The organism is Pseudomonas sp. AB39(2026), assembly GCF_059831485.1.
Map to the genome: position 1 here is coordinate 161,495 of NZ_CP195212.1, position 26,386 is coordinate 187,880.

The window sequence follows — 26,386 nt, forward strand, 5'->3', positions numbered from 1 at the left end:
GGGGCAGGTCGGTGCTCAAAGCCTGCGCAATATACGGCACCGGCGTGGGCACTGTCCTCTGCCCAGGGTGTTGCCCACCGGCCGGGCGTAGTAAAATTCACGCCCTCGTACACTGATTTCACGGGCCGGGCTGGCGTTGTAGTGCACAATGCCCACCCGGCCGATGCCCAAGCAGGATGTGCACATGTTCAATTCCATCGCTGCCGCCTTTTCACGCAAAGGGGCGCTGCTGGCCCTTGCCGTGGCCAGCGCTGCAGGGTGTTCTTCGCAAAAGCCGGCGATCTACGAACACGAACACTTCAACGATTCGGGTACGTTTTCCCGCAGCTACCCGGTCAGTGATACAGCGTCCTGTGAAGCCGCGCGGCGGGCACTGCTCAGCCAGGGCTACATCATTACCAGCAGCGACCCCAAGCTGGTCAGTGGCCATAAAAGCTTTCAGCAGAATGGCGACACCCACCTGGAAATCTCCTTCAACGTAGTGTGCGCTGCCGACAGCGAAAGCGGCCGCAGCTCCACCATGTTCGCCAACGCATTGCAGGACCGCTACGCCCTCAAGAAAACCAACAACTCGGCCAGCCTGGGCGTGGGGGTATTGGGTTCGGTATCCATGCCCATTGGCTCTACGGACGACTCCATGGTGAAGGTGGCCAGCGAGACAGTGTCGGCGACCCAGTTCTATGAGCGTTATTTCGGGCTGGTGGAAAGCTTCCTGCCCAAGGCAGCCCACGGTGGAGCCCATCATGTGGCCCAGCCCAAGGAGGCACCCAAGGCGGTGCTGGGCGTGCCTGAGTCGGCAGCAGCGCCTGCCCAGGCCCCTGGGGCGCAAGCGCCTGCACCCGCAACGCCTGCCGAGCCGGCCATCACCCCGGAGCCCCTGGCACCTGTCCCTGCTGAAGGCGCCGAGCCTCTGGCCCCTCCGCCTGAGCAGGCACCGATCAAGGCGGATACCCCTGCCAGTGTAGAGCCCCCCGCACCCGCTACCGATCAGTAGCCTTCTCGCCGTGCCTGCCGGTGCTCACGCCGGTACGCGCCCGGCGGTTGGCCAGCCCAACGTTTGAAGGCACGCTGGAAGGCCTCCGCGGAGGTAAACCCCAGCAGCCATGTGATTTCACCCAGGCTCAGGTCCGTATCGCGGATATAGGCCAGGGCCAGGTCCCGCCGGGTCTGGTTGAGAATTTCGCGAAACCCGGTACCTTCTTCGGCCAGCTTGCGCCGCAGGGTCCAGGGCGGCATCTTCAATCGAGCCGCCACCTGGTCCAGGTCGGGCTCCCGGCGGCCTTCCAGCAAGGGGCCCAGCAGTGCGGCAATACGCTCGCTCAGGGTGCGGGTACGGGTTTGTCGGGCCAGCGCTTCTTCACACAGCCCCAGCAACAACCGCCAAGTGCCAGGGCAGTGGTCAGGGTTGCGCAGGGCCAGCACCGGCTGGCTCAGGCGCAGGCGATTGTGACCCGCCTCGAACGCCACCGGGGTGAGGCTCAGGCCTTCGTAAGCGGTGGCATAGGCAGGCGCAGGGAATTCAATCTGTACCTGTTCAGCCTGGAGCGGTTGCCGGGCCACAACAGACAGCTGTTGTAGCCACCCGCTGAGCAAGGCCTCCACCACGAAACGGTTGAAACCATTGTAGGGGCTGATGGAGTAGAAGCTGAGCCAGGCGCCGCGGGCGTCTTCGTCGAAGCGGGACTGGCCCCGGTAATTGTTTCCATACAACGGCTCAAACCGGACCAGCGTACGGGCCGCTTCCCGTACGTTGGGGGCCTGGGCGGCCGTCACGCCCGCCAGCCCTGCCTGTGCCAAGGTGGCGGCACGGCCCATGGCCAGCCCCAGCGCAGGGTTGCCAGTCAGTTGAATTGCGGCGTGGCCCAGGCGCATGTAGCGCGCAATGGACAGGGTGGCCCCAGGCTGGGCCAGCCGGGCGCTGTCCAGGCCGAATTGCTCCAGCAGGGGGGTAGGGTTGACCCCCTGTTCGTGAAGCGCAGTGGCCAGCCCCTGCAACAGGCCCACCGACACCTCGCCCAGGCGCAGGTGACCGGCCTTTACAGCCACAGGTTGATGATCCCTGCGGTGCCGGGGTCTGCTCGCGGCGTGCCCCGCTGGCCCGCCTGCCAGCTATAGCCCTGGCCAACACCTCGGTGGCTCCAGAACCGACCGTGCAGGTACACCACCAGGCCTGCCGGCGCGGCGTCAGTCAGCGCTGGCGCTTCTGGCGGGGCAGGTGCGTCCACATCGCTGGACACAAAGCCCGGTACGGCCAGCATGCGTACGCCCTGGGCTTTCACCTGGGCCTGCACGTGAGCCATACGGGCATCATCTCCGAGGGCGACCGCTAGAGGCCCGGCAGGGGTTTGCAGTACCTGGAGCGCCGGCCCGGTGCCTGCAGCCAGGAACCTGCGGAAATGAACGCGATGCTGACGTAAAGGCGCAGCCATCGGCAGGCCGTCGGGGCCGAAGGTCACGGTCACGTTATATAAAGGCCCTTTACCCAAGGTCAGGCGGCCCGCCTGCAGGCCAGGCTCGGGGAGCACAATGGAACCGGCGACCAGGGTGACCCCGAATTGCCGCGCCAGCCCCCCAAATACCCGCTGGTAATCTTCAGCCATGCGTGCCGCCTTCATGCGTAACTGGGCTTCGCTCAGGCGACGCTCGCCCTGGCCTTCCACTAACGCACCAAGAAACGCCAGGGGGTTGCTAAGGGTCAGCCAGCCACTGGCCTCGCTCAATTGCTCGGCGCGGTACACCTCATCCTTTTCGCCGCTAAGCCAGAGCCAGGTGCCAATGTGCTCCGGCAACACCACGATGGTCCGTGGCCCCAGCAGGCCTTTGGCGCGTGCCTGGCGCAGGTAGGCTTCGAACTTCATTTGCAGGCGCCGGGCGTCCTGGTAGTCCGCAGGGGTCATGCGTGGCTGCAGGCCCAACAGGTTACCCGCCGCGCCTGGGCGGCCTTGTTCAAGCAAGGGCTCGATGCGAAGGTCGGACAAGTAATGGGCCACGGGCCGCTGTGTGGTCCACCAGGCGTAGGTTGCCAATGCAAACACCGTGAAAGCGGCGCACAGCAGTACAACGATTTTGCGCATAAGGGGCTGGCACAGGGAATAAGGGCCCTAGGGTAGCACCCTGTGCAGAAGGATCAACGAGTTGTCACTTGCGGTCATTGAGTGCCTGCGCTGTGCTCATTACTGTCGCAGCCATTGTGCAGGCGCCGATTCGAGCGGCCGCACCCCCCTGATGATGGAGCGCCCTATGACCACCGCCCACTACCCCCACAAGCCGTATCCCCACTTGCTCGCCCCGCTGGACCTTGGCTTTACCACCTTGCGCAACCGTACGCTCATGGGGTCGATGCACACGGGCCTTGAGGAAGTGGCAGGCGGGTTCGAGCGCATGGCGGCCTATTTCGCTGAACGTGCGCGGGGCGGCGTTGGCCTGATGGTTACCGGGGGCATCGCGCCCAATGCCGAGGGCGGCGTGTACAAAGGTGCCGCCAAACTCAGTACGCAGGAGGAGGCCGAGCGCCACCGTGTGGTGACCCAAGCCGTGCACGCCGAAGGGGGCAAGATCTGCCTGCAGATCCTTCATGCCGGGCGTTACGCTTACAGCCCTGACCTGGTAGCGCCCAGCGCCATCCAGGCCCCCATCAACCCGTTCAAGCCCCACGAACTGGATGAGGCCGGTATCGAGAAACAGATCGCCGACTTCGTCAACTGCGCCCGCCTGGCTCAGCAGGCGGGGTACGACGGCGTGGAAATAATGGGGTCCGAGGGGTACTTCATCAACCAGTTCCTGGCAGCCTGGACCAACCACCGCACTGACCGCTGGGGTGGCAGCTACGAGAACCGCATGCGCCTGGCGGTGGAGATTGTGCGTCAGGTACGCGAAGCCGTGGGCGAGCGCTTTATCATTATTTTCCGCCTGTCCATGCTCGACCTCATCGAAGGCGGCAGCGACTGGCCGGAAGTGGTGCAATTGGCCAAGGCGGTGGAAACGGCTGGGGCCACGTTGATCAATACGGGGATCGGCTGGCACGAGGCGCGCATCCCCACCATCGCCACCAAGGTGCCACGCGCCGCGTTCGCACGGGTCACCGCCAAGCTTCGAGGGGCCGTCAGGGTGCCCTTGATTACCACCAACCGTATCAACACGCCTGACGTCGCCGAGCAGGTTCTGGCCAGTGGTAGCGCCGACATGGTGTCCATGGCGCGGCCGTTCCTGGCCGACCCGGCTTTCGTGGCCAAGGCCGAGCAGGGCCGGGCGGATGAGATCAATACCTGCATCGCGTGCAACCAGGCGTGCCTGGACCACACCTTTGCGGGCAAGCTCACCAGTTGCCTGGTCAACCCCCGCGCCTGTCATGAAACCGAACTGCTGTACCTGCCCACCCTGGCCGCCAAGCGCATCGCGGTCGTGGGCGCGGGCCCCGCTGGGCTGGCGGCCGCCACTGTCGCGGCCGAGCGAGGGCACCAGGTGACGTTGTTCGATTCGGCCAGCGAGGTGGGCGGGCAATTCAACGTGGCCAAGCGTATTCCAGGCAAGGAAGAATTCAATGAAACCGTGCGTTACTTCGGTCGCAAGCTGGAAACAACCGGCGTGGACGTGCGCCTTGGCCAGCGGGTAGGGGTAGCAGACCTGGCTGGGGGCGGCTTTGACGAGGTGATTCTGGCCACGGGCATCACGCCGCGGCTTCCGCCCATTCCCGGCATCGAACACTCGAAGGTGCTGACCTACCTTGACGTGCTGCAAGGCCGCCGCGCAGTGGGCGCTCGGGTGGCTGTCATAGGGGCCGGTGGCATTGGTTTTGATGTGAGTGAGTTTCTGGTGCACCAAGGCACGGCCAGCAGTGTGAACCCCGAGGCGTTCTGGCGCGAGTGGGGTATTGACCCTTCCCTTGAGGCCCGTGGCGGCGTGGCCGGTATTCGCGGCGAAGTCAGCCCCCCGGCACGGCAGGTGTGGTTGCTGCAACGCAAGGCCAGCAAAGTGGGGGATGGCCTGGGCAAGACCACCGGCTGGATTCACCGGGCAGGGCTCAAAAGCAAGCAGGTGCAGATGCTCAACGGGGTGGAATACCTGAAGGTGGATGATCTGGGCTTGCACATACGGGTGGGCGACGGCGAGCCACAAGTGCTGGCGGTGGACAACGTGGTGGTCTGTGCCGGGCAGGACCCCTTGCGCGAACTGGCGCAGGGCCTGGAAGCCGCGGGAATACCGGTGCACCTGATTGGCGGCGCAGACGTGGCCGCCGAGCTGGATGCCAAGCGGGCGATCAACCAAGGCTCGCGCCTTGCCGCTGCATTGTGATCACCGCCAGCCTACTTCCGCCGCCTTTGCAACCGCTGCACCTGCCCTGGCTGGCCGCCGCGGGTATCGAGGTGGCCGTGTTGCGCCTGGACCTGATCGACCCTCTGGTCAGCGGCAACAAGTGGTTCAAGCTGCGCCCCTGGCTGGAACTGGCTCGGCAGCAGGGCGCCCCTGGGCTAATCAGCCTGGGCGGGCCCTGGTCCAACCACCTCCACGCCCTGGCTGCGGCGGGCCAGCGCATGAGCCTGCAAACGGTCGGCCTGCTGCGGGGTGAGCCTCAGGCCACAGCCACCACCGAGGACCTTCAGGCCATGGGCATGACGCTCCATTGGTTAGGTTATGGGGGTTACCGCGCTCGCCATCAGCCGGGGTTCTGGGCACCCTGGCAAGCCCGCTACCCCGGCTGGCTTACCTTGCCCGAAGGCGGTGCGTGTGAGCGTGGCGTGCAGGGCTGCACCGCGTTGAAAGACCTGGCCCAAAGCCGGTTGGCGGCTCTGGGTTGGGACACGTTCGACGCCTGGTGGCTGGCGGCGGGTACGGGTACCACAGCGGCGGGCCTGGTGAGAGCAGAAGCCGGGCAGCGCCGTGTGCACGGTGCCTTGGCCGTGCCACCGGGGCAGGGCGCCGAACGCACGGTAGACACCCTCGCCGGGCCAGGCGGTGTGGAGTGGCATGACGCCAGCCGGGGCGGGTTTGGCAAGGTCGACCCCGTACTGCTTCAGTTCCTTCGTGATACCGAAGCCTCCAGCGGTGTCCCCTTGGAGCCTGTGTACACCGCTAAAGCCCTGCTGGCGTTGCAGGCCAAGGTGGCGGCTGGTTATTTCAAGGCCGGCACACGGCTGATGTTTGTGCATACCGGAGGGTTGCAAGGCCGGCGTGGCCTTCTTAGCCAATCGAGTACGCTAAAATCCCACATAGTGGGATGCTAAATTACATATTGAGATTTCCTGCGTGCTGGCGCTATAGTCGTCGCCTCTACCACTCACACCAATAACAAACAGGTGAGGCGATGCAGGCACGTTTGATCGGGCTGGACTGGGGAACGTCCTCCCTGCGGGCATACCGCATGGGCGATGACGGCGAAGTGCTTGAGGCCCGCGAGCTACCGCTGGGCATCATGCAAGTGGCCGATCAGCGGTTTGAGCAGGCACTGGATTCAGCTTGTGGCGACTGGCGCACCGCGCAGCCAGACGTGCCATTGATCGCTTGCGGCATGGTGGGTAGTGCCCAGGGGTGGCGTGAAGCCCCTTATTGCCCGGCACCGGCCACGCAGCAGGACATCGCCCGCCATCTGGTGACGGTGCCACTGGCCAACGGCAACCGCCTGCAAATCATCCCCGGTGTGTTACAGAACGGTCACCTCCCCAACGTGATGCGGGGCGAGGAAACCCAGGTGTTCGGTGTCCTGGATACCCTGGCGCCAGTCGACCCCGTGCTGATCGGGCTGCCAGGCACCCACAGCAAGTGGGTGAGGGTGGAAGAGGGGTGTATTCGCCACTTCGACACCTTCATGACCGGCGAGCTGTACGCCGCCGCCTGCGCCCATACGATTTTGGGGCGCACCCAACAGCCGTCTGAACAGTTTCAAGCCGCGGCCTTTGACCGTGGCCTGGACGTTGCCCTTTCCAGCGAGGGCGCGCTCGGCCCCTTGGCCACGGTATTCAGCACGCGAACGCTGGGCCTGACCGGTACACTGCGCGCCGATGAACAACCCGACTACCTCTCTGGCCTGATGATCGGCCATGAAGTCGCCGCGCTCGGGGCCATCCGTGCACCTTCCAGCATTGTACTGGTAGGCAATGGTGCGCTGTGCCAGCGCTACCAGCGCGCCCTCGAACGGGCTGGCGTGAGCCGCATACAGACTGCCCACCAAGCTACCGAGCGAGGCCTGTGGTTATTGGCCATAGCCGCTGGCCTGGTTCACCCCTGATTCCCAAGGAGCTTTTCATGTTGCTCAACGATGCCATGGCCATCAATGGCCTGATCGCGATTCTGCGCGGGGTCACCCCTCATGAAGTACTGGAGGTTGGCCAGCAGTTGTACGCCGCGGGGTTTCGCATTATCGAAGTGCCGCTCAACTCTCCGGACCCACTGCGCAGCATTCGCATATTGCGTGACGGCCTGCCCGCCGACTGCCTGATCGGGGCCGGCACGGTGCTCAGCGAGCGTGCGGTGCTGGAGGTCAAGGATGCCGGCGGCGAACTGATCGTGATGCCCCACAGTGATCCCAAGGTGCTGCGTGCCGCCAAGGCGGCCGGCCTGCAGTTGGCCCCAGGCGTGGTCACACCGACCGAGGCCTTTGCCGCGCTGGACGAGGGCGCTGACGCCTTGAAACTGTTCCCCGCCGAAGCGCTCACCCCCGCCATAGTCCGTGCCTTGCTGGCGGTATTGCCCAAGGGCACGCCGCTTGTGCCAGTGGGCGGTATCACGCCTGGCAATATGGGGCCCTTCCTGGAGGCGGGCGTTGCCGGTTTCGGCCTGGGCTCGGGTTTGTTCAAGCCCGGGCTTACCGCCGCGCAGGTGCGTGAGCGCGCCGATGCCTATGCCTTGGGCTGGCAGCAGGCCCGTTGAACACCTCTTCCATCGATAAAAGAGACAAGCGATGAAAATTACCCGACTGAGCACCTTCATTGTTCCTCCACGCTGGTGCTTCCTGAAGATCGAAACCGACGAAGGCATCTGCGGCTGGGGCGAACCGGTGGTTGAGGGCCGCGCCCACACAGTGGCCGCAGCCGTGGACGAACTGAGCGATTACCTGATCGGCAAGGACCCACGCAATATCGAAGACCACTGGCAAGTGCTGTACCGGGGCGGTTTCTACCGGGGTGGGGCGATCCACATGAGCGCCCTGGCCGGTATCGACCAGGCGCTGTGGGACATCAAAGGCAAGGCCTTGGGCGTGTCCGTGAGTGACCTGCTGGGTGGCCAGGTACGCGAGCGTATCCGTGTGTATTCGTGGATTGGTGGGGACCGCCCCTCCGAAACCGCCAAGGCGGCGAAAGAGGCCGTGGACCGTGGCTTTACCGCCGTGAAAATGAACGGCACCGAAGAAATGCAATTCGTGGACAGTTTCGACAAGGTGGACCGCTGCCTGGCCAGCGTGGCCGCTGTGCGTGACGCCGTAGGGCCAAACGTAGGCATTGGTGTGGATTTCCATGGCCGGGTGCACAAACCCATGGCCAAGGTGCTGATGAAAGAGCTAGACCCGTTCAAGCTCATGTTCATCGAAGAGCCCGTGCTGAGTGAAAACTATGAAGCGCTCAAGGAACTGGCGCCGCTCACCAGCACCCCCATCGCCTTAGGTGAGCGGCTGTTCTCGCGTTGGGACTTCAAGCGGGTGCTCAGCGAGGGCTATGTGGACATTATTCAGCCCGATGCCTCCCATGCCGGTGGTATCACCGAAACCCGCAAGATCGCGGCCATGGCCGAAGCCTATGACGTGGCGCTGGCCCTGCATTGCCCCTTGGGGCCCATCGCGCTGGCCGCTTGCCTGCAGCTGGACGCCGCCTGCTACAACGCCTTCATCCAGGAGCAAAGCCTGGGTATCCATTACAACGAAAGCAATGACCTGCTGGACTACATCCGCCAGCCTGAGGTGTTCGACTACAACGATGGGTTTGTGACCATTCCCAAAGGCCCTGGCCTGGGCATCGAGATCAACGAGGAATACGTGCGCGAACGCGCTGCCATTGGCCATCGCTGGCGCAACCCCATCTGGCGCCATGCCGATGGCAGCTTTGCCGAATGGTGACCGGCCAGCTGGCCTTGTAAGGCCAGCGTCACACTCGCCGATTGGGACATAATCACAAGAGACCCAACATGCAAACCCAGACTGCACACTCAGCCACGGCGCACGCCGCCCTGGCGACGCCGAGCCGCAAGCGGTTCTTCATCATGGTGCTGTTGTTCATCACGGTGGTGATCAACTACCTGGACCGTGCCAACCTGTCCATTGCCGCCCCGGCCCTCACGTCGGAGCTGGGGCTGGCGCCTGCCCAGATCGGGCTGGTGTTCTCGGCCTTTGGCTGGACGTATGCCGCCATGCAGATTCCCGGAGGCTGGCTGGTCGACCGCGTGCCCCCGCGTATTCTGTACACCGCGGCGCTGGTACTGTGGTCGGTGGCGACGGTGGCACTGGGGTTTACGGGCAGCTTTGTGGCACTGTTCGTGTTGCGCATGGCCGTAGGTGCGCTGGAGGCGCCTGCCTACCCCATCAATAGCCGGGTCGTGACCACGTGGTTCCCTGAGCGCGAGCGTGCCACGGCCATTGGTGTCTACACCTCTGGGCAGTTCGTTGGGTTGGCGTTCCTGACCCCGGTGCTGGCATGGTTTCAGCAAACCTATGGCTGGCACATGGTGTTCGTGATCACGGGGCTGATCGGCGTGCTGTGGGCGGTGATCTGGTACGCGGTTTACCGTGAGCCTCGGGATTTCTCCGGTGCGAACGACGCAGAGATCGCGCTCATTCAAGCAGGCGGCGGGCTGGTGGACATCGACCGCAAGCCCAAGGCGCAGCGGCTGAACCTGGCAGACCTGAAGGTGATCCTGAGCCAGCGCAAGCTGTGGGGCATTTACATTGGCCAGTTCTGCCTCAACTCCACCTTGTGGTTCTTCCTGACCTGGTTCCCTACTTACCTGGTGAAGTACCGGGGCATGGACTTTATCAAGTCCGGCCTGCTGGGCGCAGTGCCGTTTCTGGCCGCGTTCGTGGGCGTGTTGTGCTCCGGGTTGTTCTCGGACTGGCTGATCCGGCGCGGTACCAGCATCGGTGTCGCACGCAAGGTGCCCATCATCGGCGGGCTGTTGATTTCCACCTGCATCATCGGCGCTAATTGGTTCGACTCCACACCGGTGGTGATCGCCTGCCTGGCCCTGGCATTCTTCGGTAACGGGTTGGCGTCCATCACCTGGTCGCTGGTGTCTACCCTGGCGCCAGCCCGCCTGCTGGGTTTGACAGGCGGCATGTTCAATTTCATCGGCAACCTGGCGGCCATTGTCACACCTATCGTGATCGGGCTGCTGGCCACCGGGGATTCCTTTGCGCCGGCTATTACATATGTGGCGGTCACGGCGCTGGTGGGTGCGCTCAGTTACATCGTACTGGTGGGCAAGGTCGAGCGCATAGAACTGGTGGAAGGGTGACGGGCAGGGCGACTGCCGTCGATAATGGCGGCTGCATCTTCACGACAGGGTTCAACCTATGACAGCCATCGAGACACCTGCCCCGGCAGGGACTCAAACCCTCCTGCGGGGGTTGGCGGTGATCCAGGCCGTGGCCGGCGGTGCACGCGACCTCAAAGCCATTGCCGCCACCCTTGGCACCACCCGCAGCACCACGCACCGGCTGGCCAGTGCGCTGGTGGATGAACGTTACTTGCGGTTGCTGCCCAATAACGGCTACGGCCTGGGCCCTCGGCTGATCGAGCTGGGGTTTCAGGCCAGGGACGAATTTCCCTTGGCGCAATTGGCCGCACCCGTGCTCGATGCCTTGGGAGCGGCCACGGGTGATACCGTTCACTTGGCGGTGCGGGACGGGGATCAAGTGCTTTACCTACATAAGAATCCAGGGCGCAATGGGCCAGAAATGCGCTCGCGTGTAGGGTTGCGCATGCCCTTGACCCGGACGGGTATTGGCAAGGCGCTGCTATTGGACAGCCCGCCTGATGAATGGCGCCGCTTGTTCGAGGCCCAGCCTGCGCCGGCTGCTGTGTGGGGCCCGCGCGAGGAACCGGGCTGGAACGCTTTCGTAGCCCGTATGCAGGCGTACGTGGAAGGTCAGTACGCCTTTGATCTGGAGGACAACGAGCCCTCCATTCGTTGTGTGGCCGCACCGGTGCGTGATGCCAGCCGGCGGATTGTTGCGGCGATCAGCGTAGCCAGTACCGTGCCCTACCTGTCGCTGGAACGTATGGAGGCGCTGGTCCCCTCGGTGCAGGCGGCGGCGTTATCGCTGAGTCGCGAGCTGGGCGGCTGAACCAAGCTGTAACGCAGGCAGTCACAGCTGCAAAATGCCCGAACAGAAGGCCTTTCATGGAACGACGCTGGCTGATTGTACTGTTGGTATGGGGGTTGGCTACAGGCGCCCGGGCAGAGCCGCCCCTTCGCCTGGAGACCCTGGAGCGCTGCGGAGACCTGCTGGACACCCGGCGCCAGGTGTTTTGCCTGAAGGCTGACGGATTGGGGCCAGGCCCTGTCAAAACGTGGCTAGGTACGGTTGAAAAAGCGAACGAGCGGGAAGGCAACCACCTTCGGCTTACGCTTGAAACCGGCAAGGACCCTAGCGGCCCCTTGCACCTGGAGCAGGAGGGGCGCGCCAGCAACAGTGTATGGCTGAGTATGGCCGGTAACCACGTGCTGGCGGCAAAGCCCAATGAGACGGCAGTTAACGCCGAAGGCCTGACCACGTACCTGAACCTGGTGAGCGTGGTGATCGAGGAACGTTACAACGGCCTTGAGCAGGTTCGGAAATTGGCCCAGCAATACGGCGCTACGCTGGTAGGCGCCATCCCCGCCCTGAACACCTGGCAGTTGCGCCTACCGGTCAATACCCTCACTGAACGCGATGCATTGGTCCTTCGGCTCGGCCATGAGGTGAGCGTGGATGCCGTTGTGATTGAAGAGTCCTCGGCCGAGGAAGCGGAGCGCGAGGTGCCACCCCCTGGCCAGGTTCAGGAAGAGTGGGCGGCCAACCGCTTCGTGGATGCCGTGAACTATTACCGCCGCCGAATCGCCGCGAGAGGGGCGCCCATTGACACGGTCCCTGTACGGATCGGGGTCATCGAACGCAATGTGGATTTTGATTCTGAAGATTTCGCCGAATACGTGGGTCCCTGCCAATCGCCTCGCCTGTGTGTGTACGCAAGGGACGCACGCAGCCCTAAGGCACATGGGTCAAGCGTGACGGGGGTATTGGCGGCCCATTGGCTTAAAGCGGGCAATACCGGTTTCCTGCGCGGCCTGGAGGGCGTTAGCAAGGGGTTCGAGATTATCGTGGAGCGTGATTCCGATGCGGGTATCACGGCCAACGTGGCGGCGTCCGTCAACCTGGTAGAAGACGGTGCCAGGGTGCTTAACTGGAGTTGGGGGTTGCACCGGGTAGGGGCTCAGAAGGTCCAGGGCGGTGATATCGACACCCAGGTGCGCTCGGGTGTGGCCATGGCGGGGTACGAAGAGCTGCTCGAAGAATTCTTCCGCTGGTTGAAGGCCAAGCACCCCAATGTGGTGGTGATCAATTCGGCAGGCAACGGGGCTTCGTATGCGGGGCAGGACGACTACAGGCTGCCGTCATCGTTCGTAACGGACCAGTTGCTGGTGGTAGGCGGGCATGAGCGAAGTGAAGCCAGCGCCACGCCTCTTGGGAGTGCCGATTATGCGGTACGTCGGGGGTCTTCCAACCTGGACAGCCGAGTGGATATTTCAGCCGCAGCTTGCGCGCCAGGCGTAGACCCGCAGGTGACGACCCACTGTGGAACCTCCTTCGCCACCCCTTTGGTGACCGGCACGGTCGCAGCCATGTTATCCATCAACCCCCAGCTGACGCCCGCGCAACTGCGCTTGCTGTTGCGCCGCAGCGCCATGCCTATCGGCGCCGATGGCGATTTCGAACCGGCCGATGGGGAAGACCTGACGGCACCTATCCTGCCGTCCGAGCGCAACTTTGACCTTAACCACCCGGACGTAGGCCGTTCCGCACGGCTGGACATGCAAAAAGCGCTGGAGCTGACCGTGCAGAGCCGGGATCGGCGCCGGTAAGGGCAGCTCGCAGCGGGCGCGCCCTTACATATTGGGGTACATGGGCCCGCCAGCGCCTTCAGGGGCTACCCACACGATGTTCTGGGACGGGTCCTTGATGTCGCACGTTTTGCAATGCACACAGTTTTGCGCGTTGATCTGGAACCGCTTTTCGCCGCTCTCCTGTGTCACCACCTCATACACGCCGGCGGGGCAATAGCGCTGCGCGGGCTCATCGTACAGTGGCAGGTTTTTGGCAATCGGAATGCTTGGGTCCTTGAGCTTCAAGTGGCAGGGCTGTTCCTCTTCGTGGTTGGTGCCGGAGAGGAATACCGAGCTCAGCTTGTCGAAACTCAGCAGGCCGTCGGGCTTGGGGTAGTCGATTTTCTTCGAGTCTGCGGCCAACTTGAGGGTAGCGTAGTCGGGTGTGGTGTCGCGCAGGGTAAACGGAATTTTCCCGCCGAACAGGTTCTGGTCGATGAAGTTGAAAGCGTTGCCTTTGATGGCGCCCCATTTATGGATGGCGGCGCCGAAATTGCGGCTACAGAACAGTTCGTCGTACAACCAGCTGGCCTTGAAGCTGTCCGGGTAGGCCGTTAACAGGTCCCCCCCTTCACTGCCCCCCAGCAGACGGTCGACCACGGCATCCGCCGCTAGCATGCCGGACTTCATGGCAGTATGGCTGCCCTTGATCTTGGCGAAGTTCAGGGTGCCCAGGTCGCAGCCGATCAGTGCGCCGCCGGCAAACACCATTTTGGGCAGGGAGTTGAGGCCGCCTTTGACAATGGCTCGGGCGCCGTAGGACACCCGCTTGCCGCCTTCCAGGTACTGCTTGACCACCGGGTGGTGCTTATAGCGCTGGAACTCGTCGAAGGGGGACAGGTAAGGGTTGCTGTAGGACAGGTCCACGATCAGGCCGACAACCACCTGATGGTTTTCCAAGTGGTACAGGAACGACCCGCCCGGGTTGGCGTCATCCAGCGGCCAGCCGGCGGTGTGCACCACCAGCCCAGGCTCGTGCCGAGCGGGGTCGATGTCCCAGATCTCCTTCAAGCCAATGGCGTAATGCTGTGGGTCGGCATCGCTGTCCAGGTTGAAGCGTTTGATCAACTGCTTCCCGATGTGCCCACGGCAGCCTTCAGCGAACAAGGTGTACTTGCCACGCAACTCCATGCCTGGGGTATACATGCCGCCTTTGGGCTGGCCCTCGCGGTCCACGCCCATGTCGCCGGTTAGAATGCCGCGCACCACACCGTGCTCGTCGATCAGCGCTTCTTGGGCGGCGAAGCCTGGGTACACCTCTACGCCCAGGTTCTCGGCTTGCTGGCCCAGCCAGCGGCAGAGGTTGCCCAGGGAGATAATGTAGTTGCCCTCGTTGTGCATGGTCTTGGGTACCAGGGCCCCAGGGATTTTACGAGCACCGTGGGCGTCCTTGAGCACATAGATGTCATCGCGCGTCACGGGCGTGTTCAGCGGGGCGCCCAGGTTTTTCCAATCCGGGAACAGTTCGTTCAGCGCACGGGGTTCGAACACGGCACCGGAGAGAATGTGGGCGCCCACCTCGGCACCTTTTTCTACCACGCAGACGCTCACTTCCTTACCGGCTTCGGCGGCCTTCTGCTTGATGCGGCAGGCGGCGGACAGGCCAGCGGGGCCGGCCCCGACGATGACCACGTCGAATTCCATGTATTCGCGTTCCACAGGTTCTCTCCTAACACAGGCGGGTACGGTTTTTTCTGACAAGGGCGGTTGGGACCCTTCACCGTTGATTGGGCATTATATCTACACCAGTGTGGTGGTCCAAATCAAACGTTTGTTTGAATCCTGTCAGTGCCAATGAATTCGCTGGGTGCGGGCGCGTGACTGGCGGGTTCCGCGTATTGACCAGCCATTGCGGTGCGGTCAAGATACGAGCGGTTTCATGTCAGCTGTTGCTCACGACCGCTGGCCTCGCGCCATGTGGCGGCTTCCGGGCCCAGGGCTTAGGGGCGGGCGATCATGGCCTCGCACGCACAGGCGGCGAGCCCTGTACAAGCGATCGCAAGGCCCGCCCTGCGACATTCTATTCACCGGAGCGTAACGAGGAATCCATGAAGGTTCTTGTAGCTGTCAAACGAGTGGTCGATTACAACGTCAAGGTTCGCGTCAAGGCGGATAACTCCGGGGTGGATCTGGCCAACGTCAAGATGTCCATGAACCCCTTCTGCGAAATCGCCGTGGAAGAAGCGGTACGCCTCAAGGAAAAGGGCGTAGCCACTGAGGTGATCGTGGTTACCGTCGGGCCGGCTACTGCCCAAGAGCAGCTGCGCACTGCGTTGGCCCTGGGTGCCGACCGTGCCGTACTGATCGAAAGCGCCGAAGAGCTTGGCTCACTTGCCATTGCCAAACTGTTGAAGGCGGTAGTGGACAAGGAACAGCCGCAACTGGTGATCCTTGGCAAGCAGGCCATCGACAGCGACAACAACCAGACCGGCCAGATGCTGGCCGCGCTAACCGGTTATGCCCAGGGCACCTTCGCTTCGAAGGTGGAACTGGCCGGCGACACGCTCAACGTGACCCGTGAAATCGATGGCGGCCTGCAAACCGTTGCGCTGACCCTGCCGGCCATCGTAACCACTGACCTGCGCCTGAACGAACCGCGTTACGCCTCGCTCCCCAACATCATGAAGGCCAAGAAAAAGCCGCTGGAAAGCTTCACACCCGATGCCTTGGGCGTGTCCACGGCGTCTACCAGCAAAACCATCAAGGTGCAGGCGCCGGCGACCCGCAGCGCTGGTGTCAAGGTGAAGTCCGTTGCTGAACTGGTCGACAAACTGAAAAACGAAGCGAAGGTAATCTGATGCCTATCCTGGTAATCGCTGAACACGAAAACGGCGCACTGGCAGGCGCTACCCTCAATACTGTCGCCGCCGCCGCAAAAATCGGTGGTGAGGTTCACGTACTGGTTGCAGGGCAGGGCGTCTCGTCTGTTGCGGACGCGGCGGCCAAGGTTGCCGGTGTAAGCAAGGTGCTGCTGGCCGACAACGCTGCCTATGCCCACCAGTTGCCTGAGAACGTGGCCCCGCTGATTGTGTCCCTGGCCTCTGGCTACAGTCACGTGTTGGCACCGGCGACCACCAACGGCAAGAACTTCCTGCCGCGTGTTGCCGCCATGCTGGACGTGGACCAGCTTTCGGAAATCATCAGCGTTGAAAGCGCTGATACCTTCACGCGCCCGATCTATGCCGGCAACGCCATTGCCACCGTGCAGTCCAGCGCAGCCGTGAAAGTCATTACCGTGCGCACAACCGGCTTCGACCCAGTCGCTGCCGAGGGTGGTTCCGCCTCCGTAGAAACGGTTGCCGAGGTGAAGGATGCTGGGGTTTCTGCGTTCGTGGGTGAAGAGCTGGCCAAGTCGGATCGTCCGGAACTCACGGCTGCCAAGGTCGTTGTTTCCGGTGGCCGTGGCATGCAGAACGGTGACAACTTCAAGCACCTCTACGCCTTGGCAGACAAACTGGGCGCTGCCGTAGGTGCTTCGCGCGCGGCCGTAGACGCAGGTTTCGTACCCAACGACATGCAGGTTGGCCAGACCGGCAAGATCGTTGCCCCCCAGCTGTATATCGCCGTAGGTATTTCCGGTGCGATCCAGCACCTGGCGGGCATGAAGGATTCCAAGGTGATCGTTGCGATCAACAAGGATGAAGAGGCGCCCATTTTCCAGGTGGCCGACTATGGCCTGGTGGGTGACCTGTTCGAGGTTATTCCGGAGCTCGAAAAGCTGGTGTGAAACCGCTTTCAATAGCGCACAACCTCAGGAAACCCAGGCATCGCCTGGGTTTTTTCATAGGCTGAACAGCCCCTAGGCGAAGGTATAGCCCCTCATGCGAAGCGTCCTGTACGGGTTGGCGACACTGGCCCTGTTTCCCTCTTTAGGTAATGCAGCCGGCAGCTGCGAGCGCTTGGTAGCCACGGCCAGCCCGGATGCGCCGCCCTATGCCTGGCGCGACCCCGCCGACCCTCGCAAGCTTATCGGTGCCAGCGTGGATGTGCTCACAGGTATCGCTGCCCAGTTGGGGATCGAGATCGAGGTGCTGTATGCCGGTCGGCGCTCCCAGGCGCTGGATGAAGTGCGTACCGGGCGTATGGACCTGCTGGCAGATGCGGTCCTGACGACGGCTGACCTCGAACACTTGGATTATGTCTATCCACCGCTGGCGTTCAACGACTACCTGGTATGGACACGGCAACATTCAGCCGCCAGCTACGCCACGTTGGCCGACCTGGCTGGGCAACGGGGCGCTGTTTCAGCCAAGGCGCGCCTCACACCGACGTTCAGCAGCTTCGCTGCGCAGCATTTGAACCTTGTGCCTTCGCAAAACCTCACTCGCACACTTCAATCCGTGGTGATGGGCCAGGCAGACTATGCCATCGCGCCACGGTATGCCGGTGCGGCCGCTGTGGCGACACTGGGCCCAACGGTAGGGCTGGTGGCACAGGACGTGGTTGTGGACCGCCCAGGTATCTACGTGGCTATTGCGCAGGACTCTGCCTGCAACGATGGCTGGCTACGCGGACAGCTGGCCAAAAAGATGACAGAATTGGCCGCCTCTGGCGGGGTCCAGTCGATCCTGCAGCGTAATGCCGAACGTTGGAAACTCCAGCAACAGGCAATGCCCGAGGCCGCCAAACCATAGGACATGCTGTGAACAAACGATTGATCTGGGCGGGGGCAGTGCTGGCCCTTGCCGGCTGTGCCACCGACCCTGTGCCCGACGAACAACTTCGCCTTACCGAGCAGTCCATCGAGCAGGCCCGTGCAGTGGGCGCGGCCGAGGACAGTGAGCCCTTGGCCACCGCACTGAGCAAGGCCGCCCAGGCGCGCGCCGACATGGCCAGTGGTCACAACAAGGTCGCCCGCATGGCCCTGGAGCAGGCCGAGCTGGATGCCCGTTTGGCTGAGGCGCATGAGCTGACCCGTAAAAGCGCTGCCCAATTGGCTCAGGTAAACCTGCGTATCCAGCGGTTGCGCAAGCAGTTGGGAGAGGCACCATGACCTCGATACGTGTTCCCCTGGCCTTGTGCCTGCTGGCAGCCCTAGGCGGTTGTGCAACGCACTCAGCCGATCAGGCCCTTGACCAGGCCACTGCCCGTTTCCAAGGGATACGGGACAACGCAGAGGTACTTCGCTACGCACCCAAGGATGTGATCCGTGCAGGTGAGTCGCTGGCCCGCGCCGAGCGCTTGTCCAGCTACTGGGGCGCTGCCGACGACGTCCGTCATTATGCCTATCTGAGTACCCGCTACAGCGAAATGGCGCTGGCCCATAGCGAAGCAGCGGGCAACCTTGAGCAACTGCAACGGCGAGAGCTGGAGCGGGAACGCCTGCAGCTGGCGCTGCGGGAATCCCGGCTAGCCAGCGTGCAGCGTCAGGGGCAATGGCTCGAAGACCAACTGCTGGCTTTGACCACGACCGACGCTGATCGCGGCCTGGTACTCACTTTGGGAGATGTGTTGTTCGACACAGGCGCAGCGGACCTTAAACCGTCGGCCAACCGAACACTCCTCAAGCTGGCGCAGTTTCTTCAAATGAACCTACGGCGCACCATACGCATAGAAGGTTACACGGACAGCACCGGGGCAGCTGGTGAAAACCTGAGCCTGTCACGCGACCGTGCGCAATCCGTAGCGGACATGCTGGTAGACCTAGGAGTCGAGGAAAAGCGTATTGCTGTTGAAGGGTACGGCGACCAGTACCCGGTGGAGGCCAATGCCACGGAACGGGGCAGGGCGCTCAATCGCCGTGTTGAAATCGTGATCTCGGACAAGTTAGGTGCATTAGGCGCAAAACGATAGGCACTTGCTGCACAGTGCCCCTCGCACTGAGGGTGCACTGGCGGTATTCTCTCCTCTGGCTGGATAACTGTTCCCGTACAGTTCTCTACTGTTCCGGTGCTTCAGGGTCAGAGACGCTTGCCCATGACGAACCTTCTGCTCTACCAGCGCATTGCCCAGCAATTGGCTGAGGATATTCGCAAAGGCGTCTATCAGCCCGGTGAACGTGTGCCCTCAGTGCGCAAGATGAGCGCACAGCTGAACGTAAGCCATGCCACTGTGCTTCAGGCTTATGCCAACCTGGAGGACCAGGGGCTTATCCGGGCACGTCCGCAGTCGGGTTACTACGTGCATCAAACCCCCGCACTTACAGCCCCTACGCCTGATATTGCTCGCGTGGAACGCCCAGGCCTGGTCACGCGCAGCAGCATCATTCAGCAGGTGCTGGACGAGTCCCGGCGCGAGGGCGTGTTTGCACTGGGTACAGCGGTGCCTCACGTGGACTACCTGCCCGTCCGGGCCCTGCACCAGCAGCTCGCCAAAGTGACTCGCTTCCATAGCCCACGTGCGTTCAGCTATATGTTCAGCCCAGGCTACGAGCCGCTGCGCCGGCAGATTGCGATTCGCATGCGTGATGCCGGTGTAGTGGTAGACCCTTCCGAAGTCGTAATCACCCACGGCTGCGTCGATGCGCTGCAAATGGCGTTGAGGGTACTCACTCGGCCGGGGGACCTGATCGCTGCCGAATCCCCTACGTACTACGGCTTGTTGCAGTTGGCAGATCTGCTGGGCTTGAAGGTCATCGAGATTCCCAGCGATCCCACGGCAGGCATCAGCCTGGAAGCGCTACAGCTGGCAGCCAATCAATGGTCGATCAAGGTTGTGCTGATGACGTCCCGTCTAAGCAACCCCCTGGGCGGGGTAGTGCCCGAGGAACGGCAGAAGCAGCTTTTGAGGCTGGCGGCGGAATTCAACATGCAGATTGTCGAAGACGATATTCACGGCGAATTGATGTTCGAGCCGGGCCGTTACAAAGCCTTGAAAGCTTATGACCGTCAGGGCCATGTGGTGTACTGCTCAAGCTTTTCCAAAACGCTTTCGCCTGGTGTGCGTATCGGCTGGATGCTGGCGGGCCGGCACCAGGAAGAGATTCAGCGGCTGCAAACCTTCAGCACTCATTCGGCCTGCAGCGTGACCCAGATGGCGATTGCCAGCTACCTGGAAAACGCAGGCTATGATCGCCACCTGCGGCACGTTCGGCAGGAGTACCGTAAGAACCTCACGGCCTGCCAACTGGCCGTGCAACAGCACTTTCCTGCAGGCACTCAAATGACTCGGCCCTTGGGCGGTTTCATCCTCTGGGTCAGCCTGCCTGGCCGTGTGAATACCCAGGAGTTGCATGTGCGTGCCTTGGAACAGGGCATCAGCATTGCGCCTGGCCTTATTTTCAGTAATACCGAGCAGTTCAACCACTGCATCCGCCTCAATTGCGGGATCCCGTGGAACCGTGAGGCCGAGCGGGCGCTGATGACGTTAGGGGTGCTGGCCACGCAGCTCTGCGAGGATACGGGGAACGGTACGTGGTACTGAACGGTCGCAGTTACGGGTTGCTCGCCTATTGCCAACTACCTGAGCAAGGGTGAGCATAAAGGTATACGAAGGTAGCTGGTCGTACGCATGAATCACTTTAAGTGTTTGCTTGGCTTGGGTTGTATGCTGTTGACCTCGCTAGCCGCGGGGCCGGCCCCTGCTGCCACGCCAGAACCCTTTGTGCTAGGGGCGCCCGTGCCCTTGCCCGCGGCGATTCCTGCGGCTCCGACACCAGATGCCAAAGGCCCCGGCGCGAAGGGAAAAACCGCCGCCAAGGCGTCGCCCAAAAAAGCGGGCAAAACTGCCGCCAAAGCACCCAAACGCACTAACCGAGTCGCTACCAAAAGCCGGTCGCGCAAGTCTTCCGACGCGATTGCTTCCAACATCCCTCCTGCAAAAATCGACCTCACCCTACCCAAGGACATGGTCAATCAACTCCAGCCGCCTGGAAAACCTGCTGCTGTGAAGCCCGTACAAGCGTCCACAGACGGCAAGCCCTTGTTGCCTTCTATGTTCAATGACAAAGGTAGCGCCGAGCCCTTTGAGCTTAACGGCAGGCTACTCACCAATGAAATGGACCTTCAGCTGCGCAACGAGCGTCGCGATGTGGAGGGTGCGGCGCTGGATTTCAAATTCAAGCAGTGACAAGGCAGCGTTGAACAGAGGTTTCAAACGCTCGTTTAGGCGGTTACTATCGCTGAGTCTGTAGCCTTTGCCTAAGCCCGGAGTCGCTTGTCCATGTTGTGCCGTGTTGGCTGTGGAGCCTGCTGCATCGCTCCTTCCATTTCCTCCCCCATACCCGGCATGCCAGAAGGCAAGCCTGCAGGTAAGCGTTGCATCCAGCTGGGTGCAGACAACCTGTGTCGTATCTTTGGCCTGCCCGAGCGTCCCAAGGTATGCGCCGCATTCCAGGCGGATGCGGCCTTCTGCGGTGTCGACAGCGACGATGCCATACGGATTCTGGGGTGGTTGGAAGGCGCAACGGCCCAGGTAAGGGTAGTGAACCGCATCTCGTGAACAAAAAGGAAAAGAACGATGAGCGCAATGTATCGATTGGCAGCCCTATGTGTACTACCGTGGATGAGCATGCAGGCCCATGCCGAAGCATGGCAGGTGGCCAAGGACGAAGGCGGCATTACCGTGTCTTTAAGTAGCGTTCCAGGGTCGGACTACAAGGCCTATAAAGGCACCGCTATTATCCACGCGAGCATTGCCCGGTTACGTGCCTTGCAAGAGGATGCCAGCGGTGCTTGTGCCTGGATTCACGAGTGCAAATCCCAGAAGCTGCTCAAGCATGACGGTGGCCAGACCTGGACCTACACCCAATTCAATACACCATGGCCTGTCACGCCACGCGACTCGGTGTTGCTGGTAACAACGACGGAAGGTGCAGACGGTAGCCTCACGCGCACACTCAAAGGCCTGCCCAATTACCTTCCCGAAGAAAAGGGCTATGTTCGCGTTGCCCAAGTGGAGGGGTTCTGGAAGATGGAGCCTAAGGGGCCTGATACCTTGGTGACTTACCAGGTCCACACGGAGCCGGGCGGAAGTGTTCCGTCTATGGTTGCCAACAAGTTCGTGGTCGATGCACCCTTCAATACATTGAAAAACCTGAAGGCTCGGGCTGAACAGCCCTGAGTGTTGAAGCCTGAAGCCTGAAGCCTGGCGCTGCAGTAGCGGCGCCGGGTGCCAATGACCTCACCGGGCAATTTTCGAAGTGTGATTTAGGCGGTGCAGGAAGGAGGGACAACTTCGCCAGCAGAAGAGGGCTGGCGAAGTCGGGCTATAACTTATTTGCGGTCTTCGAGCTTTTGCAGATCGCGCTGTGTTTCGCCGGTATACAACTGGCGTGGGCGGCCGATCTTGTACGGGCTGGAGAGCATTTCCTTCCAGTGTGAAATCCAGCCAACGGTGCGCGCCAGGGCGAAGATCACCGTGAACATGCTGGTAGGAATACCAATGGCTTTCAGAATGATCCCCGAGTAGAAGTCCACGTTCGGGTAAAGGTTGCGCTCCTTGAAGTAAGGGTCATTGCGCGCGATCTCGTCCAGGCGCATGGCCAGTTCCAGCTGCGGGTCGTTCTTGATACCCAGCTCGGCCAGCACTTCATCGCAGGTCTGTTTCATGACCTTGGCGCGCGGATCGAAGTTTTTGTACACCCGGTGACCGAAGCCCATGAGCTTGAACGGATCGTTCTTGTCCTTGGCCTTGGCGATGTAGGTGTCGATGTTGGAGACATCCCCAATTTCGTCCAGCATGGCCAGCACGGCTTCGTTGGCGCCCCCGTGTGCGGGGCCCCAGAGCGCTGCGATACCCGCGGCGATGCAGGCGAACGGGTTGGCGCCGGACGAACCGGCGAGGCGCACGGTGGACGTGGACGCATTCTGCTCATGGTCGGCGTGCAGAATGAAAATCCGGTCCATGGCGCGGGCCAGCACCGGGCTGATCGGTTTGATTTCGCACGGGGTGTTGAACATCATGTGCAGGAAGTTTTCGGCATACGACAGGTCGTTGCGCGGGTACATCATGGGCTGACCCATGGAGTACTTGTATACCATCGCGGCCAGGGTCGGCATTTTCGCCACCAGGCGAATGGCCGAGATTTCTCGGTGCTGGGGATTATTGATGTCCAGGGAGTCGTGGTAGAACGCCGACAGGGCACCTACGACGCCGCACATGATCGCCATGGGGTGTGCATCACGACGGAAGCCGTTGAAGAAGGTCTTCAACTGCTCGTGCACCATGGTGTGGTTCTTCACATTGCTGACGAAACTCGCCTTTTGCTCGGCGTTTGGCAGTTCGCCGTTAAGCAGCAGGTAGCAGGTTTCCAGGTAATCGGAGTGTTCGGCCAACTGCTCGATGGGGTAGCCGCGGTGCAGCAGGATGCCTTGGTCACCGTCAATGTAGGTGATTTTCGACTCGCACGAAGCGGTGGACATGAAGCCTGGGTCGAACGTGAAGTGACCTGAGGCGGTCAGGGTTCGCACGTCTATGACTTCGGGACCAACGGTGCCGGTTAAAATCGGCAGGTCAACGGGGGCGGCGCCCTCGATGATCAACTGCGCTTTCTTGTCAGCCATGTGGCCTCCTGTTAATGCTTCGAATCATCTGACAGACCCCCCACGCAGGGCCCGCACCACTATAGTGGGATAAATACTAAAGTCAATTTGCCGCACCCCCCGCCCTGCAAGCCCCGTGGCAGCAGCGTTGGAGGGTCCCTTCACATTTATTTACGCCTTTTGTAGTGCCGCCGCAACGCGGTTTCAGGAACAGTCCTTTACGTTGTCATTAGTATCCTAACTGTCTATACTCGGCGTCCGACCGTCAGGGGCTTTTGGCCCGTTTCCGCTGGCGTCGTCACTCCCCGGGTGGTGGGTACCTGACCAGTACACTTCCCTACAACTTTGCCCTGCTTGCTGGGGGCTCTTCAGTGTGAAAAAAGCCGTGAATAGCCAACGACCTGTAAACCTAGACCTAAGGACCATCAAACTTCCCGTCACTGCTTACACGTCCATTCTCCATCGCGTTTCCGGTGTCATCCTCTTTGTCGGCATTGCCATCGCGCTCTACGCGCTGGGCAAATCGCTGGGCTCCGAGGAAGGCTTTGGCGAGGTGAAGGCGTATCTGACCAGTCCGCTGGCCAAGCTCGTGATGTGGGGCCTGCTCTCCGCTCTGCTTTACCATCTGGTGGCCGGCGTTCGCCACCTGATCATGGATACCGGGGTGGGCGAGACGCTCGAGGGCGGCAAGCGCGGCTCCAAGATCGTCATCGTCGTTTCTGTAGTGCTGATCGTTCTGGCAGGAGTCTGGATATGGTAACCAACGTCACTAACCTGTCCCGTTCGGGCCTTTACGACTGGATGGCGCAGCGGGTTTCGGCTGTCGTTCTCGCGGTGTACTTCATTTTTCTGATCGGCTACCTGGTCGTGCACCCCGGCCTGGACTTTGCCCAGTGGCATGCCCTGTTCTCCAACAACTGGATGCGCATCTTCAGCCTGTTGGCCCTGGTGGCCCTCAGCGCCCATGCGTGGGTCGGCATGTGGACCATCTCCACCGACTACCTCACGCCCATGGCGCTGGGCAAGTCGGCCACTGTCGTGCGGTTCCTGTTCCAGGCGGTATGTGGCGTAGCAATGTTCGCCTACTTCGTCTGGGGTGTGCAGATTCTCTGGGGTATTTGATCCATGTCCAACATCCGTACGCTCAATTATGACGCCATCATCATCGGTGGTGGCGGCGCCGGCATGCGTGCCGCGCTGCAGCTGGCTCAAGGCGGCCACAAGACTGCCGTAGTCACCAAGGTGTTCCCAACCCGTTCTCACACCGTTTCGGCCCAGGGTGGCATTACCTGTGCGATCGCCTCGGCGGACCCGAACGATGACTGGCGCTGGCACATGTACGACACCGTGAAAGGGTCGGACTACATCGGTGACCAGGACGCAATCGAATACATGTGTCAGGAAGGCCCGGCAGCCGTTTTCGAGCTGGACCACATGGGCTTGCCGTTTTCCCGTACTGAAACCGGCCGCATCTATCAGCGCCCGTTCGGTGGTCAGTCCAAGGACTTCGGCAAGGGTGGCCAAGCTGCGCGTACCTGCGCTGCTTCGGACCGTACCGGTCACGCTCTCCTGCACACCCTGTACCAGGGCAACCTGAAAGCGGGTACCACCTTCCTGAACGAGTGGTACGCCGTGGATCTGGTCAAGAACCAGGACGGTGCCTTTGTTGGCGTGATCGCTATCTGCATCGAGACCGGCGAAACCGTCTATATCCGTGCCAAGGCCACGGTATTGGCTACAGGTGGGGCAGGCCGCATCTATGCATCCACTACCAATGCCCTGATCAACACCGGTGACGGCGTAGGCATGGCGTTGCGTGCTGGCGTGCCGGTGCAGGACATCGAAATGTGGCAGTTCCACCCCACCGGCATTGCCGGCGCAGGTGTACTGGTCACCGAAGGCTGCCGTGGTGAAGGGGGTTACCTCATCAACAAGCACGGCGAGCGTTTCATGGAGCGTTATGCGCCCAACGCCAAGGACCTCGCGGGCCGTGACGTAGTGGCCCGCTCCATGGTCAAGGAAATCATTGCCGGTAATGGCTGTGGCCCCAACGGCGACCATGTGATGCTCAAGCTCGACCACCTGGGCGAGGAAGTGCTGCACAGCCGCTTGCCGGGTATCTGCGAGCTGTCCAAAACCTTCGCGCACGTGGACCCTGTAGTAGCGCCTGTGCCGGTTGTTCCTACCTGCCACTACATGATGGGCGGCGTTGCCACCAACATCCATGGCCAGGCCATGACCCTCGATGCCGAAGGCAAGGACGTTATCATTCCTGGCCTGTTTGCAGTGGGTGAAGTGGCGTGCGTGTCGGTTCACGGCGCCAACCGCTTGGGTGGCAACTCCTTGCTGGACCTGGTCGTATTCGGCCGTGCCGCTGGCCTGCACCTTGAGAAGGCGCTGAGCGAAGGTATCGAGTACCGCGATGCCAGCGCGACCGACGTGGACGTGGCTTTGGCCCGCTTGAGTGGCCTGAACGAGCGCAGCACGGGTGAAGACGTTGCCACGCTGCGCCGCGAACTGCAAAGCTGCATGCAGAACTTCTTTGGTGTGTTCCGTACCGGTGAATATATGCAGCAGGGCATTGCCCAGCTGGCCAGCCTGCGTGAACGAATCGCCAATGTGAAGATCAACGACAAGAGCCAGGGGTTCAACACCGCCCGTATCGAGGCACTTGAACTGCAGAACCTACTGGAAGTCGCCGAGGCCACTGCAATTGCGGCCGAGGAGCGCAAGGAGTCGCGCGGTGCCCATGCACGCGAAGACTACGAAGACCGTGACGATGAGAACTGGCTGTGCCACACCCTGTACTTCCCGGGTGAGAAGCGAGTCGCCAAGCGTGCCGTGAACTTCGCGCCGAAAACCGTGCCGGCTTTCGAACCTAAAATCCGGACCTACTAAGG

General features: G+C 61.8%; 26 protein-coding genes. 21 read left to right on the top strand and 5 right to left on the bottom strand.

Annotated features, from left to right (window positions below):
• Positions 1–15: 15 nt before the first annotated feature.
• Positions 16–186 (bottom strand): hypothetical protein, encoded by a 171-nt coding sequence (locus tag ACSAMW_RS00655; protein WP_500592201.1) that lies wholly within the window; start codon positions 184–186, stop codon positions 16–18.
• On the opposite strand from ACSAMW_RS00655, the gene ACSAMW_RS00660 reads away from it, so the two are divergent.
• Positions 185–994: a DUF2242 domain-containing protein gene (locus tag ACSAMW_RS00660; protein WP_500592202.1), complete on the top strand. Its 810-nt coding sequence runs from the start codon at positions 185–187 to the stop codon at positions 992–994. The two genes, ACSAMW_RS00655 and ACSAMW_RS00660, sit on opposite strands and share 2 nt — an antisense overlap.
• On the opposite strand, the gene ACSAMW_RS00665 is transcribed toward ACSAMW_RS00660, so the two are convergent.
• The gene (locus ACSAMW_RS00665) at positions 988–2,046 is read right to left on the bottom strand and encodes an AraC family transcriptional regulator (RefSeq protein ID WP_500592203.1); all 1,059 of its coding nucleotides are present in this window, start codon (positions 2,044–2,046) and stop codon (positions 988–990) included. The genes ACSAMW_RS00660 and ACSAMW_RS00665 overlap by 7 nt on opposite strands.
• On the bottom strand, positions 2,037–3,074 hold the full coding sequence (locus ACSAMW_RS00670; protein ID WP_500592204.1) for a carbon-nitrogen hydrolase family protein: 1,038 nt from the start codon (positions 3,072–3,074) through the stop codon (positions 2,037–2,039). Before ACSAMW_RS00670 ends, ACSAMW_RS00665 begins: the two co-directional genes overlap by 10 nt.
• A gap of 166 nt (positions 3,075–3,240) precedes the next feature.
• Here ACSAMW_RS00670 and ACSAMW_RS00675 point away from each other — a divergent pair, with 166 nt between their 5' ends.
• From ACSAMW_RS00675 to ACSAMW_RS00710, 8 genes are all read left to right on the top strand, one after another.
• Positions 3,241–5,292: an oxidoreductase gene (locus ACSAMW_RS00675; protein WP_500592205.1), complete on the top strand. Its 2,052-nt coding sequence runs from the start codon at positions 3,241–3,243 to the stop codon at positions 5,290–5,292.
• Positions 5,292–6,221 (top strand): 1-aminocyclopropane-1-carboxylate deaminase/D-cysteine desulfhydrase, encoded by a 930-nt coding sequence (locus tag ACSAMW_RS00680; RefSeq protein WP_500593927.1) that lies wholly within the window; start codon positions 5,292–5,294, stop codon positions 6,219–6,221. Before ACSAMW_RS00675 ends, ACSAMW_RS00680 begins: the two co-directional genes overlap by 1 nt.
• 80 nt (positions 6,222–6,301) lie before the next feature.
• The gene (locus tag ACSAMW_RS00685) at positions 6,302–7,222 is read left to right on the top strand and encodes a 2-dehydro-3-deoxygalactonokinase (protein WP_500592206.1); all 921 of its coding nucleotides are present in this window, start codon (positions 6,302–6,304) and stop codon (positions 7,220–7,222) included.
• Positions 7,223–7,242: 20 nt separating this feature from the next.
• Complete coding sequence (locus ACSAMW_RS00690) at positions 7,243–7,863, top strand: 2-dehydro-3-deoxy-6-phosphogalactonate aldolase (RefSeq protein WP_500593928.1); 621 nt, start codon at positions 7,243–7,245, stop codon at positions 7,861–7,863.
• A gap of 31 nt (positions 7,864–7,894) precedes the next feature.
• Positions 7,895–9,043, top strand: a complete 1,149-nt coding sequence (gene dgoD / locus ACSAMW_RS00695) for a galactonate dehydratase (protein ID WP_168080510.1) — start codon at positions 7,895–7,897, stop codon at positions 9,041–9,043.
• 68 nt (positions 9,044–9,111) lie between these two features.
• Entirely contained in the window at positions 9,112–10,434 is a 1,323-nt protein-coding gene (locus ACSAMW_RS00700) for an MFS transporter (protein ID WP_500592207.1), read from the top strand.
• A 58-nt stretch (positions 10,435–10,492) separates the two neighbouring features.
• Positions 10,493–11,266, top strand: coding sequence for an IclR family transcriptional regulator (locus ACSAMW_RS00705; RefSeq protein WP_500592208.1), 774 nt, complete (start codon positions 10,493–10,495; stop codon positions 11,264–11,266).
• A gap of 56 nt (positions 11,267–11,322) precedes the next feature.
• Positions 11,323–13,044, top strand: coding sequence for a S8 family peptidase (locus tag ACSAMW_RS00710; protein WP_500592209.1), 1,722 nt, complete (start codon positions 11,323–11,325; stop codon positions 13,042–13,044).
• Between the two features lie 24 nt (positions 13,045–13,068).
• On the opposite strand, the gene ACSAMW_RS00715 is transcribed toward ACSAMW_RS00710, so the two are convergent.
• Positions 13,069–14,724, bottom strand: coding sequence for an electron transfer flavoprotein-ubiquinone oxidoreductase (locus tag ACSAMW_RS00715; RefSeq protein ID WP_500592210.1), 1,656 nt, complete (start codon positions 14,722–14,724; stop codon positions 13,069–13,071).
• 389 nt (positions 14,725–15,113) lie between these two features.
• Between ACSAMW_RS00715 and ACSAMW_RS00720 the strand changes: the two genes are divergently transcribed.
• From ACSAMW_RS00720 to ACSAMW_RS00760, 9 genes are all read left to right on the top strand, one after another.
• Positions 15,114–15,863: an electron transfer flavoprotein subunit beta/FixA family protein gene (locus ACSAMW_RS00720; RefSeq protein ID WP_168080520.1), complete on the top strand. Its 750-nt coding sequence runs from the start codon at positions 15,114–15,116 to the stop codon at positions 15,861–15,863.
• Complete coding sequence (locus tag ACSAMW_RS00725; RefSeq protein ID WP_500592211.1) at positions 15,863–16,792, top strand: electron transfer flavoprotein subunit alpha/FixB family protein; 930 nt, start codon at positions 15,863–15,865, stop codon at positions 16,790–16,792. Before ACSAMW_RS00720 ends, ACSAMW_RS00725 begins: the two co-directional genes overlap by 1 nt.
• Before the next feature lie 94 nt (positions 16,793–16,886).
• Positions 16,887–17,699 (top strand): substrate-binding periplasmic protein, encoded by an 813-nt coding sequence (locus tag ACSAMW_RS00730; protein ID WP_500592212.1) that lies wholly within the window; start codon positions 16,887–16,889, stop codon positions 17,697–17,699.
• A gap of 8 nt (positions 17,700–17,707) precedes the next feature.
• A complete protein-coding gene (locus tag ACSAMW_RS00735) occupies positions 17,708–18,058 on the top strand; it encodes a DUF4398 domain-containing protein (RefSeq protein ID WP_168080526.1) in 351 nt (116 codons plus the stop codon).
• The gene (locus ACSAMW_RS00740; protein WP_500592213.1) at positions 18,055–18,858 is read left to right on the top strand and encodes an OmpA family protein; all 804 of its coding nucleotides are present in this window, start codon (positions 18,055–18,057) and stop codon (positions 18,856–18,858) included. Before ACSAMW_RS00735 ends, ACSAMW_RS00740 begins: the two co-directional genes overlap by 4 nt.
• 123 nt (positions 18,859–18,981) lie before the next feature.
• Complete coding sequence (locus ACSAMW_RS00745) at positions 18,982–20,427, top strand: aminotransferase-like domain-containing protein (protein WP_500592214.1); 1,446 nt, start codon at positions 18,982–18,984, stop codon at positions 20,425–20,427.
• 123 nt (positions 20,428–20,550) lie between these two features.
• Positions 20,551–21,072 carry a hypothetical protein gene (locus tag ACSAMW_RS00750; RefSeq protein WP_500592215.1) on the top strand — a complete coding sequence of 174 codons (522 nt, stop codon included), beginning with the start codon at positions 20,551–20,553 and terminating at the stop codon, positions 21,070–21,072.
• 93 nt (positions 21,073–21,165) lie between these two features.
• Positions 21,166–21,444, top strand: a complete 279-nt coding sequence (locus ACSAMW_RS00755; protein WP_500592216.1) for a YkgJ family cysteine cluster protein — start codon at positions 21,166–21,168, stop codon at positions 21,442–21,444.
• Between the two features lie 18 nt (positions 21,445–21,462).
• A complete protein-coding gene (locus ACSAMW_RS00760) occupies positions 21,463–22,065 on the top strand; it encodes an START domain-containing protein (RefSeq protein WP_500592217.1) in 603 nt (200 codons plus the stop codon).
• A gap of 152 nt (positions 22,066–22,217) precedes the next feature.
• Here ACSAMW_RS00760 and gltA read toward each other — a convergent pair whose 3' ends face one another.
• On the bottom strand, positions 22,218–23,507 hold the full coding sequence (gene gltA, locus ACSAMW_RS00765) for a citrate synthase (RefSeq protein ID WP_168080538.1): 1,290 nt from the start codon (positions 23,505–23,507) through the stop codon (positions 22,218–22,220).
• A gap of 352 nt (positions 23,508–23,859) precedes the next feature.
• Here gltA and sdhC point away from each other — a divergent pair, with 352 nt between their 5' ends.
• From sdhC to sdhA, 3 genes are read left to right on the top strand one after another with little or no spacing between them, the layout of a single operon-like run.
• Positions 23,860–24,246 (top strand): succinate dehydrogenase, cytochrome b556 subunit, encoded by a 387-nt coding sequence (sdhC, locus tag ACSAMW_RS00770; RefSeq protein ID WP_500592218.1) that lies wholly within the window; start codon positions 23,860–23,862, stop codon positions 24,244–24,246.
• Positions 24,240–24,608 (top strand): succinate dehydrogenase, hydrophobic membrane anchor protein, encoded by a 369-nt coding sequence (gene sdhD / locus ACSAMW_RS00775; RefSeq protein ID WP_168080540.1) that lies wholly within the window; start codon positions 24,240–24,242, stop codon positions 24,606–24,608. Before sdhC ends, sdhD begins: the two co-directional genes overlap by 7 nt.
• Before the next feature lie 3 nt (positions 24,609–24,611).
• On the top strand, positions 24,612–26,384 hold the full coding sequence (sdhA, locus tag ACSAMW_RS00780) for a succinate dehydrogenase flavoprotein subunit (RefSeq protein WP_500592219.1): 1,773 nt from the start codon (positions 24,612–24,614) through the stop codon (positions 26,382–26,384).
• Positions 26,385–26,386: the final 2 nt, after the last annotated feature.

What these genes read in the sequence shown, in the direction of transcription:
- ACSAMW_RS00745 (WP_500592214.1), top strand. Translation starts at nt 18,982, where the DNA reads ATGACGAACCTTCTGCTCTACCAGCGCATTGCCCAGCAATTGGCTGAG.
- ACSAMW_RS00670 (WP_500592204.1), bottom strand. Translation starts at nt 3,074, where the DNA reads ATGCGCAAAATCGTTGTACTGCTGTGCGCCGCTTTCACGGTGTTTGCA.
- sdhD (WP_168080540.1), top strand. Translation starts at nt 24,240, where the DNA reads ATGGTAACCAACGTCACTAACCTGTCCCGTTCGGGCCTTTACGACTGG.
- dgoD (WP_168080510.1), top strand. Translation starts at nt 7,895, where the DNA reads ATGAAAATTACCCGACTGAGCACCTTCATTGTTCCTCCACGCTGGTGC.
- ACSAMW_RS00655 (WP_500592201.1), bottom strand. Translation starts at nt 186, where the DNA reads ATGTGCACATCCTGCTTGGGCATCGGCCGGGTGGGCATTGTGCACTAC.
- ACSAMW_RS00730 (WP_500592212.1), top strand. Translation starts at nt 16,887, where the DNA reads ATGCGAAGCGTCCTGTACGGGTTGGCGACACTGGCCCTGTTTCCCTCT.
- ACSAMW_RS00710 (WP_500592209.1), top strand. Translation starts at nt 11,323, where the DNA reads ATGGAACGACGCTGGCTGATTGTACTGTTGGTATGGGGGTTGGCTACA.
- ACSAMW_RS00755 (WP_500592216.1), top strand. Translation starts at nt 21,166, where the DNA reads ATGTTGTGCCGTGTTGGCTGTGGAGCCTGCTGCATCGCTCCTTCCATT.
- ACSAMW_RS00675 (WP_500592205.1), top strand. Translation starts at nt 3,241, where the DNA reads ATGACCACCGCCCACTACCCCCACAAGCCGTATCCCCACTTGCTCGCC.
- ACSAMW_RS00685 (WP_500592206.1), top strand. Translation starts at nt 6,302, where the DNA reads ATGCAGGCACGTTTGATCGGGCTGGACTGGGGAACGTCCTCCCTGCGG.
- ACSAMW_RS00660 (WP_500592202.1), top strand. Translation starts at nt 185, where the DNA reads ATGTTCAATTCCATCGCTGCCGCCTTTTCACGCAAAGGGGCGCTGCTG.
- ACSAMW_RS00700 (WP_500592207.1), top strand. Translation starts at nt 9,112, where the DNA reads ATGCAAACCCAGACTGCACACTCAGCCACGGCGCACGCCGCCCTGGCG.
- gltA (WP_168080538.1), bottom strand. Translation starts at nt 23,507, where the DNA reads ATGGCTGACAAGAAAGCGCAGTTGATCATCGAGGGCGCCGCCCCCGTT.
- ACSAMW_RS00750 (WP_500592215.1), top strand. Translation starts at nt 20,551, where the DNA reads ATGCTGTTGACCTCGCTAGCCGCGGGGCCGGCCCCTGCTGCCACGCCA.
- ACSAMW_RS00705 (WP_500592208.1), top strand. Translation starts at nt 10,493, where the DNA reads ATGACAGCCATCGAGACACCTGCCCCGGCAGGGACTCAAACCCTCCTG.
- ACSAMW_RS00720 (WP_168080520.1), top strand. Translation starts at nt 15,114, where the DNA reads ATGAAGGTTCTTGTAGCTGTCAAACGAGTGGTCGATTACAACGTCAAG.
- sdhA (WP_500592219.1), top strand. Translation starts at nt 24,612, where the DNA reads ATGTCCAACATCCGTACGCTCAATTATGACGCCATCATCATCGGTGGT.
- ACSAMW_RS00760 (WP_500592217.1), top strand. Translation starts at nt 21,463, where the DNA reads ATGAGCGCAATGTATCGATTGGCAGCCCTATGTGTACTACCGTGGATG.
- ACSAMW_RS00725 (WP_500592211.1), top strand. Translation starts at nt 15,863, where the DNA reads ATGCCTATCCTGGTAATCGCTGAACACGAAAACGGCGCACTGGCAGGC.
- ACSAMW_RS00740 (WP_500592213.1), top strand. Translation starts at nt 18,055, where the DNA reads ATGACCTCGATACGTGTTCCCCTGGCCTTGTGCCTGCTGGCAGCCCTA.